This is a genomic window from Mangrovicoccus sp. HB161399 (assembly GCF_013184745.1).
Lineage (GTDB): Bacteria > Pseudomonadota > Alphaproteobacteria > Rhodobacterales > Rhodobacteraceae > Mangrovicoccus.
The window spans coordinates 31,308-41,185 of record NZ_JAATVU010000054.1; the positions used below are offsets into that span (position 1 = coordinate 31,308).

Sequence of the window (9,878 nt, forward strand, 5' to 3'; positions counted from 1 at the left end):
CCTCGAGGACCGGAGAAGGTGCCGACGCGGCGGCCGGGACGGGGCGGCTCAGAACGCCTCCGCCTCCAGCGCCATGACCGGTTCCGCCCCCGACTGGATGCGCGCAAGATGCATGGCCGTCGCGGGCAGCTGGCGCGCCATGTAGAAGCGGGCGGTTGCCAGCTTGGCCTGCCAGAAGGCCGGATCGCCGTCATCGGCCGCGAGCTTCTCCAGCGCCACCTTCGCCATCCGCGCCCACATCAGGCCGAGCGCGACATGGCCGAAGAGATGCATGAAGTCGTAGCTGCCGGACAGCGCCGCGTTCGGATCCTTCATGCCCGACTGCATGAAGAACATGCCCGCCGCCTGCAGGTCCTTCGACGCGGCCTTGAGCGGGCCGGTGAAGGCGGCCATCTCCTCGCCGTCATTCTCCCTGCAGAAGGCCTTGACCATCTCGAAGAAGGCCATCAGCGCCTTGCCGCCCTGCGCGGGCAGCTTGCGCGCCACGAGGTCGAGCGACTGCACCCCGTTGGTGCCCTCGTAGATCATGGTGATGCGGGCGTCGCGGACGAACTGCTCCAGCCCCCACTCGCGGGTGAAGCCCGAGCCGCCCAGAGTCTGCTGCGCCAGCACCGCGGTCTCGAAGCCCTTGTCGGTCAGGAAGCCCTTGATCACCGGGGTCAGCAGCGAGATCAGCGCCTCGGCGTCGTCGTCGCCCGAATGGGCCGCATCGATCAGCGTCGCCCCCCAGAGGACGAGCGCGCGGCCGCCCTCGACGAAGCTCTTCTGCATCATAAGCCCGCGCCGAACGTCAGGGTGGACGATGATCGGATCGGCCGGACCGCCCGGGTTCTTGGCGCCGGTCACGTCGCGGCCCTGCAGCCTGTCCTTCGCGAAGGCGGCAGCGTTCTGGTAGGCGACCGCGCCCTGCGCCAGTCCCTGCAGCCCGACGCCCAGCCTTGCCTCGTTCATCATGGTGAACATGGCGCGCATGCCCTTGTGCATCTCGCCGATCAGGAAGCCCTTGGCCCCGTCGTAATGCATCACGCAGGTGGCGTTGCCGTGGATCCCCATCTTCTCTTCGAGCCCGCCGCAGGTCACGCCGTTGCGGTCGCCGAGGGAGCCGTCCTCGTTGACGAGGAATTTCGGCACGATGAAGAGGCTGATCCCCTTCACGCCCTCGGGTCCGCCGGGGATCTTGGCCAGCACCAGATGGATGATGTTGTCCGTGAGGTCGTGCTCGCCCGCCGAAATCCAGATCTTCTGGCCGGTGATCGAATAGCTGCCGTCCGCCTGCGGTTCCGCCCTGGTGCGGATCAGCCCCAGATCGGTGCCGCAATGCGGCTCGGTCAGGTTCATCGTGCCCGACCAGCTGCCCTCGACCATCTTCGGCAGGTAGGTGGCCTTCTGCTCGTCCGAGCCATGGGCATGGATCGCCGAGATCGCGCCGTGGCTGAGGCCCTGGTACATGTTGAAGGCCATGTTGGCGGAGACGAACATCTCGCCCACCGCGCAGTTCAGCACGTAGGGCATGCCCTGGCCGCCGTAATCCGGGTCGCAGTCGAGGCCGATCCAGCCGCCGTCGCAGATCGCGCGGTAGGCCTCCTTGAAGCCGTCCGGCGTGCGCACCACGCCGTTTTCCAGCCGGCAGCCCTGCCGGTCGCCGACCGGGTTCAGCGGCGCCAGCACCTCGACGGCGAGGCGGCCGGCCTCTTCCAGGACCTGGGCGGTGAAGTCCGCATCCAGATCGGCATGGCCCGGCAGCGGGCTCTCGCCCAGCCGCAGCACGTCCTGCAGCACGAACTGGATGTCCCGGGTGGGCGCCGCATAGCTCGGCATGGTCTCTCTCCCTGCTATCCGGACCGCTCGGTCCGGCCTCCGAAAAAGCGGCGCGCCCCCTCTTGGACGGGGGGCTGCGCCAAGCGGCTCAGGCCGCCTCAGTCTTTCCCAGATCCGCGATCTGCTCCTCGCCCCAGTCGAGCTGTTGCTGCAGGTCGTTGATTGCCTGGTTCAGCGCGTCGCGCTGCTCGGTCATCTCCGCCAGGTGCACCCGGCCGAGGCGCATGGCCTCGCGCATCTGGATGCCGTGGCGGTCGTTCGGATCGTAGAGGTCGAGGAGCTGGCGGATCTCTTCGAGGCTGAAGCCGAAGCGCTTGCCGCGCAGGATCAGTTTCAGCCGAGCGCGGTCGCGCTTCGTGTAGAGCCGCTTCTGGCCGATGCGGATCGGTCCGAGCAGTTCCTTCGACTCGTAAAACCGCAGCGCACGCGCGGTCACGCCGAAGGCGTCGCACATGGCACGGATGGTCATCGTTTCTTCTTGCGTCATTGCTTTTTCTCTTGTTTCCGCCAGTAGACACGGCGGCACATGTACTCTGCGTAAGGCGGTTACAACACCACTTGACCCCTACGTAAGCGGAACGTCACGTCACGGCAAAGAATTGGCGTGTCAAAACAAGTTGCAGGTAAGTGACCAAGGGTAAGCTATGCATCCAGGTCATGGCGGGACAGCCGCGCGGCGGCCTGGTCGCGGAGTTCGCGCAGCTCTTCGATGGTCTCGCCCAGCTGGCGGCGCTGCTCCTCCAGGGTCTCCAGCTGGCGAGTCGCAAGCTCGGCCCAGGCCTGCATCTGGGCATCGGTGCCCTTCTCCTCGTAGATGAGCAGCCACTGCCGGATCTCCTCGAGCGCGAAGCCGAAGCGGCGGCCGCGGAGGATCAGCGTCATGCGGGCAAGTTCGCGCGGCCCGTAGAACCGGGCCGATCCCTCGCGTTCGGGGAACAGCAGCTCGATGGACTCGTAATAGCGCAGCGTGCGCGGCGTCACGTCGAATTTCGCGCACATCTCCTTGAAGTTGAGTCGCGGACTCCCGCCGCAATCGGCTGTCATGTCGGTCCTCCCTTGTCTGGACGCTATCCGGGCGGTCCGGCTGAGGCAATTCGGCACGCTGCGTCACGGACCCTACGTCATGGATATGGACCTGACGCCTCTTTGCCACAATATCTGGCACAGGAGAATCGCCATGGGCCCTGATGCTTTCGAAGAAATGAAGAGCTTCACCGAGGAGCTGCCGCAGGCGCGCGCGCTGGGGCTGAAGGTGGAGCATGTCGAGCCGGGCGTGGCGGTGCTGTCCATGCCCTGGTCCGCAGAGCTGGTCGGCGATCCCGAGACCGGGGTGATCCATGGCGGCGCGGTCTCGACCCTGATGGACACCTGTTGCGGCGGGGCGGTGATCACCCATCCCGACATGCTGGAGGCGACGACGGCGACGCTGGATCTGAGGATCGACTACATGCGCCCCGCCCAGCCCGGCAGGACCATCTTCGCCCGCGCCGAATGCTATCACGTGACCCGCACGGTCGCCTTCGTGCGCGCCCAGGCCTGGACCGAGGGTGACGGGGACCGCCCGGTCGCGGCCGCCACCGGGGCCTTCACCGCCAGCGGACGCAGGGGGGCAGGACAATGAGCCCGGAACCGATGCAAGTCGTCAAGGAACGCCGCGACGCCGCGCTGAAGGCGCTGGAGGCGCGGATCCCCTACATGCGCTTCATCGGCGCGACCATGGAGCGGCGCGGCGACGAGCTGACCGGCCTGCTGAACTACGCGCCGCACCTGATCGGCAATCCGCAGGGCCCGGCGCTGCATGGCGGCGTCACCTCGGCCTTCCTGGAGGTCACCGCGCTGATCGAGCTGGCCTGGGGGCCGCTCTGGCAGCAGATCGAGACCGGCGAGGTCACGGTCGAGGCGCTGCGCGATCCCGGCTTCCGGCTGCGCATGCCCAAGACGATCGACTTCACCACCGATTTCCTGCGGCCGGGCCTGCCGCGCGATGCCTATGCGCGGGCGCGGGTGAACCGGTCGGGCCGCCGCTATGCCTCGGTCCATGTCGAGGCCTGGCAGGACAACCGCAGCCGCCTCTTTGCCCAGGCCACCGGGCATTTCCTGATGCCGCAGGATGAGTGACGCGGTCGCGGCGGCGCCGTTGACCCATGCACGGGTCTGGCGGATCGCCGGCCCGATGGTCCTGTCGAACGCCACCGTGCCGCTGGTCGGCGCGGTCGACACCGCCGTCGTCGGCCAGCTCGGCGCGGCCGCCCCGATCGGCGCCGTCGCAGTGGGCGCGGCGCTGCTCAACGCCTTCTACTGGATCTTCGGCTTCCTCCGGATGGGCACGACCGGCATGGCCGCGCAGGCGCTCGGCGCGGGCGACCGCGGCGAACTGGTGGCGCTGCTCGTCCGGGCGCTGCTGATCGGCGGCGCGGCGGGGCTGGCGCTGATCGCGCTGCAGCTGCCTCTGTTCCATCTTGCCTTCGGGCTGTCCACAGCGACGCCGGACGTGCAGGAGATGGCCCGCGCCTATTGCGCGATCCGCATCTGGTCGGCCCCGGCGATCATCGCCAGCTACGGCATCATCGGCTGGCTGATCGCAAACGAGCGCGCGGGCGCCGTGCTGGTCGGGCAGGTGGCGATCAACGGCGTCAACATCCTGCTGGACCTGTGGTTCGTGCTGGGCCTCGGCTGGGGCGTCGAGGGCGTGGCCTGGGCGACTTTCGCCGCCGAATGGGCCGGGCTGGCGGTGGGCCTGTGGTTCTGCCGCGACGCCTTCCGCGGCGCTGCCTGGCGCGGGCGGGCGCGGATCTTCGACCGCGCGCGGCTGGCCAACATGGCCTCGGTCAATGCCGACATCATGATCCGCTCGGTGCTGCTGCTGTCGGTGGTGATCAGCTTCGTCTTCTTCTTCTCGCCGGCCTTCGGCGAGGTGCCGCTGGCAGCGAACCAGATCCTGATGCAGTTCATCTCGATCACCGCCTTCGCGCTGGACGGGCTGGCCTTCTCGGTGGAGACGCTGGTCGGCCAGGCGATGGGTGCGCGCGACCGCTGGCGGCTGCGCCGCGCCGCGGTGATGTGCAGCCAGTGGGGGCTGGCCGTCGGCGCGCTGCTGACGCTGGGCTTCGCGATGGCGGGCGGGACGCTGATCGACCTGATGACCACCGCGCCGCTGGTGCGCGAGGAGGCACGCGAATACCTGCCATGGATGGCGCTGGTGCCCGTTCTCGGCGTGGCGCCCTGGATGCTCGACGGCATCTTCATCGGCGCGACCCGCGGGCGCGACATGCGCAACATGATGTTGGTGGCCACGGCCGTCTATTTCGGCGCCGCCTTCGCGCTGATCCCGGTCTTCGGCAATCACGGGCTCTGGGCGGCGCAATGCGTGTCCTACATCGCCCGCGGCGCGGCGCTCGGCTTCCGCTATCCGGCGCTGGAGCGCGCCGCAGGGCGTTAGGGCTGCATTAGCGATGCTGCCGGTTTCCGGCGGATCCCTTCCCGGATTTCCGGTACGTCCGTCGTCAGCCCCGGCCAGCGCCGGGGCAGGGAGGCGGAACCGGGGGCGTCAACCCGGATCCGTCGCCCAATCCTTGTCCTGCATCTCGCGCAGGCGGCTGGCGGAGCGCTCGAACTCGAAGCTGCCGGTGCCGTCCATGTAGAGCCGCTCCGGTTCGTCGGCGGCCGAGACGATCAGCTTGACCTTCGCCTCGTAGAGCGCGTCGACCAGCGTGACGAAGCGCTTCGCCTCGTTGAACTTCTCCATGCCCAGCCGGGGCACGTCCTCGAGGATCAGCACCCGCACGGCGCCCGCGATCGCCAGGTAGTCGCCCGGGCCCAGCATGGCGCTGCACAGATCCCAGAAGGAGGCGCGGCCGACGCCGTTGCGGAACCGCGGGATCACGACGTCGCGGCCCTTGATCTTCAGCACCAGCTCCTCGCCGCTGCGGTGGCGCTGCTCGGCCATCCGCGTTCCCTTGGTGGGCGCGTCGCCGCGCACCCGCGGCGCGCCGGTCATCTCGTGCCAGATCGCGTCGATCTTCTCGCGCGCGGCGGCGTTGGCGGGATGGAAATAGACCTGCTCGCCCGCCAGCCTGTCCTGGCGGTAATCGGTGGGAGAGACCAGTTCCCAGACCACTAGCCGTTCCTTGATCTCCTGGATGAAGGGCAGGAAGAGCTGGCGGTTCAGCCCGTCCTTATAGAGATCGTCGGGATGGCGGTTGGAGGTCGTCACCACGGTCACGCCGCGCTCGAACAGCCGCTCGAACAGGCGTCCGACGATCATTGCGTCGGTGATGTCGGTGATGGTCATCTCGTCGAAGGCCAGCAGCCGCACGTCGTCGGCGATCTTGTCGGCGACCGGCACGACCGCGTCGGAGGCGCCCGCCTTGCGCGCCTCGTTCAGCCCGGCGTGGATTTCCTGCATGAAGGCATGGAAATGCACGCGGCGCTTGGGCACCTGCACGTGGCTGACGAAGAGGTCCATCAGGAAGGACTTGCCGCGGCCGACGCCGCCCCAGAGATACAGCCCCTTGACCGGCTCGGGCGCCTTCTTCGATCCCAGACCGAACAGCCCGCGCTTCGGCGGCGGCGCGTTCAGCCCCGCGCGGATTCGCTCGAACTCCGGCAGGACCGCCTCCTGCGCGGAGTCCGGACGGATGGTGCCCTCTGCGGCACGGGTCGAATAGATGTACTTGAGCTCGGTCATGCGCCGCATTTAGCGCGGAAGCGCCGCAGGGGGAACCGCCATTGTGCCGCGCTGCCGCATCCGCGGGACGCGCGGGAAAGGGGCGCTGCGGCTAAATTTCAGCCGCTTCGCAAGGCCCTGTTAACCTTGTCCCGAAGGCTCCGGAAATGTCTCCGGGGCCATCTTGCCAGCGCCCTGCATTCCATCCATGGTGGTGGGCAGGCTCTGGCGATGCTTGAAAGACCGGGAGCTTCGTACCATGTACGAAACCTTACCGGAGAGGAGGGAGTTGCCTAGCCTAGGGACTCCCGTCCGCTGCCACGAAGGATGAACCATGACAGATACCCTCAGCCCGTCCTATCCCGTCCTGCCGCTGCGCGATATCGTGGTCTTCCCCCACATGATCGTGCCGCTCTTCGTGGGGCGCGAGAAATCGGTCAAGGCGCTGGAAGAGGTGATGCGCGAGGACAAGCAGATCCTGCTGGCCTCGCAGATCGATGCCAGCGAGGACGATCCGTCTACCGACGCGATCTACCGCATCGGCGTGCTGGCCAACGTGCTGCAGCTCCTGAAGCTGCCCGACGGCACCGTGAAGGTGCTGGTCGAGGGCCGCAAGCGTGTGAAGATCACCGCCTATCTCGACAACCCCGACTATTTCGAGGCCTCCGCCGAGGTGCTCGACGAGACCCATGGCGACACCGCCGCGGTCGAGGCGCTGCTGCGCTCGGTCTCGGGCGAGTTCGAGAAATACGCCAAGGTCAAGAAGAACATCCCCGAAGAGGCGCTGACCGCCGTCGCCGAGACCCATGACCCGGCGAAGCTGGTCGACCTGGTCGCGGGGCATCTGGGCGTCGACGTCCAGCAGAAGCAGGAGCTTCTGGAGACGCTGGTGATCGCCGAGCGGCTGGAGAAGGTCTACGGCCTGATGCAGGGCGAGATCTCGGTCCTGCAGGTCGAGAAGCAGATCAAGACCCGCGTGAAGTCCCAGATGGAGCGCACCCAGCGGGAATACTACCTGAATGAGCAGATGAAGGCCATTCAGAAGGAGCTGGGCGACGGCGAGGACGGCGCGAACGAGATCGCCGAACTCGAGGAGCGCATCGAGGCGACCAAGCTGTCGAAGGAAGCCCGCGAGAAGGCGGATGCCGAGCTGAAGAAGCTGCGGCAGATGTCTCCGATGTCGGCCGAAGCGACCGTCGTGCGCAACTATCTCGACTGGATGCTGTCGATCCCGTGGGGCGTGAAATCCCGCGTCAAGAAGGACCTCGCCAAGGCGCAGGACATCCTGGACGACGATCACTACGGCCTGGAGAAGGTCAAGGAACGCATCGTCGAGTATCTCGCGGTTCAGCAGCGCTCGAAGAAGCTGAAGGGGCCGATCCTCTGCCTCGTCGGCCCGCCCGGCGTCGGCAAGACCTCGCTGGGCAAGTCGGTGGCCAAGGCCACCGGGCGCGAATTCATCCGCATCTCGCTGGGCGGCGTGCGCGATGAATCCGAGATCCGCGGCCACCGCCGGACCTATATCGGCTCCATGCCCGGCAAGATCATCCAGGCGCTGAAGAAGGCCAAGACCACCAACCCGCTGATCCTGCTCGACGAGATCGACAAGATGGGCCAGGATTTCCGCGGCGATCCCGCCTCGGCGATGCTGGAGGTGCTCGATCCGGAACAGAACGGCACCTTCGTCGACCACTACCTTGAGGTCGAATACGACCTGTCGGACGTGATGTTCCTGACCACGGCCAACAGCTACAACATGCCGGGGCCGCTGCTCGACCGGATGGAGATCATCTCCGTCGCGGGCTACACCGAGGACGAGAAGCGCGAGATCGCGACCCGCCATCTGGTGCCCAAGCAGGTCAAGAATCACGGGCTGAAGGCGAAGGAGTTCAAGCTCGAGCCCGAGGCGCTGACCGACGTGATCCGCTACTACACCCGCGAGGCGGGCGTGCGGAACCTGGAACGCGAAGTCGCCAAGATCGCGCGGAAGTCGCTGACACGGATCGTCAAGAAAGAGGTCGAGACGGTCGACGTCACGCCCGAGTCGCTCGAAGAGTATCTCGGCGTGAAGAAGTTCCGCTACGGCCTGGCGGAGAAGGAAGACCAGGTGGGCGTCGTGACCGGCCTTGCCTGGACTTCGGTGGGCGGCGACCTGCTGTCGATCGAGGCGCTGAAGCTGCCCGGCAAGGGCCGCATGAAGACCACCGGCAAGCTCGGCGACGTCATGAAGGAGTCGATCGAGGCGGCGTCCAGCTATGTGCGCTCCATCTCGACCGCCATCGGGGTGAAGCCGCCGCGCTTCGACAAGGTGGACATCCACGTCCACGTGCCCGAGGGCGCGACGCCGAAGGACGGTCCCTCGGCAGGCGTGGCGATGGTGACCTCCATCGTCTCGGTCCTGACCGGCATCCCGGTCCGCAAGGACATCGCGATGACCGGCGAGGTGACGCTGCGCGGCAACGTTCTGGCGATCGGCGGTCTGAAGGAGAAACTCCTGGCGGCGCTCCGCGGCGGCATCAAGACGGTGCTGATCCCCGAGGAGAACGCCAAGGACCTGCCGGAGATTCCGGACAACGTGAAGGAGGGGCTGAAGATCATCCCCGTCGCGCATGTGACCGAAGTCCTGAGGCACGCGCTGGTCAGCCAGCCCGAGCCGATCGAATGGGACGAGGAGGCCGAAGAGGCCGCCGCCCAGGCGCTGGCCCAGGCAGGCGCGGCGGCGGCAGCGACCACCGCCCACTGATCGAGGCGCGGCCTGCTGCGCCCCGGACACGGACATCCAGCGCCCCCGCCTTTCCGGCGGGGGCGTTTCCGCATCGGCGGGATGCTTGGCGGCGGACGGGTCCAGGCTGCCATCCTTGGGCATTGGAGCACCGAGAGAGTTGACGCGGCTGGCGAAAGGCTGGCGGCGGGCAGCATTGCCCAGGGCGACAGGTCGATGCACCCGGCTATCGCGATGCCGCGGGCCTGCACGACCGCGGGCGACAGATTTTGGTGGAAATCCCACGCATGCCCGCGTCGCCGCTCCCGTGGAAACGGCTCCGAGCCTGCGCGATGGCGCTCCGAATGCTCCAGCGTTCCTGGCGCCATGCGGAACAACGTTCCAACTTTGGGTCCTTTTCGTCTGCTGCGCGGTTTTTCGACGGCATCGGCATGCTGCGGACACTGGAGCGGCCCGTCACCGAGCTCGAGCGGCAGGTCGGCGAAGCCGAGCGCAACCGCCGGGCAGAGAGGGTCCCGAACCGCCGCCTGCTTGCGGCTTTGGCTCAGCATTGAAAAGTCCCCCGGCATCCGGGCGATAGGCTCTGAAAGGGGGCTCTGACTCAATTTTGATGCAGGCCGCGCATTCGGGGCACCTATCTTTCTGACGTAAGTTCAGGAGGATAAGCGAGAT

Annotated in this window: 9 protein-coding genes; 5 read left to right on the plus strand and 4 right to left on the minus strand. The window is 67.2% G+C overall.

Annotated elements, in window-relative coordinates:
* Window positions 1-48: 48 nt before the first annotated feature.
* The 3 genes from HCC78_RS23255 to HCC78_RS23265 all read right to left on the minus strand — a co-directional run bounded on the left by HCC78_RS23255 (window position 49) and on the right by HCC78_RS23265 (window position 2,862).
* Window positions 49-1,818, minus strand: a complete 1,770-nt coding sequence (locus tag HCC78_RS23255; RefSeq protein ID WP_172331179.1) for an acyl-CoA dehydrogenase C-terminal domain-containing protein — start codon at window positions 1,816-1,818, stop codon at window positions 49-51.
* An 88-nt stretch (window positions 1,819-1,906) separates the two neighbouring features.
* A complete protein-coding gene (locus tag HCC78_RS23260) occupies window positions 1,907-2,305 on the minus strand; it encodes a MerR family DNA-binding transcriptional regulator (protein ID WP_172331180.1) in 399 nt (132 codons plus the stop codon).
* Between the two features lie 155 nt (window positions 2,306-2,460).
* Window positions 2,461-2,862 carry a MerR family DNA-binding transcriptional regulator gene (locus tag HCC78_RS23265; RefSeq protein WP_172331181.1) on the minus strand — a complete coding sequence of 134 codons (402 nt, stop codon included), beginning with the start codon at window positions 2,860-2,862 and terminating at the stop codon, window positions 2,461-2,463.
* A gap of 133 nt (window positions 2,863-2,995) precedes the next feature.
* Between HCC78_RS23265 and HCC78_RS23270 the strand changes: the two genes are divergently transcribed.
* From HCC78_RS23270 to HCC78_RS23280, 3 genes are read left to right on the plus strand one after another with little or no spacing between them, the layout of a single operon-like run.
* Complete coding sequence (locus tag HCC78_RS23270) at window positions 2,996-3,439, plus strand: PaaI family thioesterase (RefSeq protein ID WP_172331182.1); 444 nt, start codon at window positions 2,996-2,998, stop codon at window positions 3,437-3,439.
* On the plus strand, window positions 3,436-3,936 hold the full coding sequence (locus HCC78_RS23275) for a PaaI family thioesterase (protein WP_172331183.1): 501 nt from the start codon (window positions 3,436-3,438) through the stop codon (window positions 3,934-3,936). Before HCC78_RS23270 ends, HCC78_RS23275 begins: the two co-directional genes overlap by 4 nt.
* Window positions 3,929-5,257, plus strand: a complete 1,329-nt coding sequence (locus tag HCC78_RS23280) for an MATE family efflux transporter (protein WP_172331184.1) — start codon at window positions 3,929-3,931, stop codon at window positions 5,255-5,257. Before HCC78_RS23275 ends, HCC78_RS23280 begins: the two co-directional genes overlap by 8 nt.
* A gap of 108 nt (window positions 5,258-5,365) precedes the next feature.
* Here HCC78_RS23280 and zapE read toward each other — a convergent pair whose 3' ends face one another.
* On the minus strand, window positions 5,366-6,505 hold the full coding sequence (zapE, locus tag HCC78_RS23285; RefSeq protein ID WP_172331185.1) for a cell division protein ZapE: 1,140 nt from the start codon (window positions 6,503-6,505) through the stop codon (window positions 5,366-5,368).
* Window positions 6,506-6,818: 313 nt separating this feature from the next.
* On the opposite strand from zapE, the gene lon reads away from it, so the two are divergent.
* On the plus strand, window positions 6,819-9,227 hold the full coding sequence (gene lon, locus HCC78_RS23290; RefSeq protein ID WP_172331186.1) for an endopeptidase La: 2,409 nt from the start codon (window positions 6,819-6,821) through the stop codon (window positions 9,225-9,227).
* Window positions 9,228-9,550: 323 nt separating this feature from the next.
* The gene (locus HCC78_RS23295) at window positions 9,551-9,760 is read left to right on the plus strand and encodes a hypothetical protein (RefSeq protein ID WP_172331187.1); all 210 of its coding nucleotides are present in this window, start codon (window positions 9,551-9,553) and stop codon (window positions 9,758-9,760) included.
* The last annotated feature ends 118 nt before the right edge of the window (window positions 9,761-9,878 follow it).

What these genes read in the sequence shown, in the direction of transcription:
- HCC78_RS23255 (WP_172331179.1), bottom strand. Translation starts at nt 1,818, where the DNA reads ATGCCGAGCTATGCGGCGCCCACCCGGGACATCCAGTTCGTGCTGCAG.
- HCC78_RS23260 (WP_172331180.1), bottom strand. Translation starts at nt 2,305, where the DNA reads ATGACGCAAGAAGAAACGATGACCATCCGTGCCATGTGCGACGCCTTC.
- HCC78_RS23265 (WP_172331181.1), bottom strand. Translation starts at nt 2,862, where the DNA reads ATGACAGCCGATTGCGGCGGGAGTCCGCGACTCAACTTCAAGGAGATG.
- HCC78_RS23270 (WP_172331182.1), top strand. Translation starts at nt 2,996, where the DNA reads ATGGGCCCTGATGCTTTCGAAGAAATGAAGAGCTTCACCGAGGAGCTG.
- HCC78_RS23275 (WP_172331183.1), top strand. Translation starts at nt 3,436, where the DNA reads ATGAGCCCGGAACCGATGCAAGTCGTCAAGGAACGCCGCGACGCCGCG.
- HCC78_RS23280 (WP_172331184.1), top strand. Translation starts at nt 3,929, where the DNA reads ATGAGTGACGCGGTCGCGGCGGCGCCGTTGACCCATGCACGGGTCTGG.
- zapE (WP_172331185.1), bottom strand. Translation starts at nt 6,505, where the DNA reads ATGACCGAGCTCAAGTACATCTATTCGACCCGTGCCGCAGAGGGCACC.
- lon (WP_172331186.1), top strand. Translation starts at nt 6,819, where the DNA reads ATGACAGATACCCTCAGCCCGTCCTATCCCGTCCTGCCGCTGCGCGAT.
- HCC78_RS23295 (WP_172331187.1), top strand. Translation starts at nt 9,551, where the DNA reads ATGCTCCAGCGTTCCTGGCGCCATGCGGAACAACGTTCCAACTTTGGG.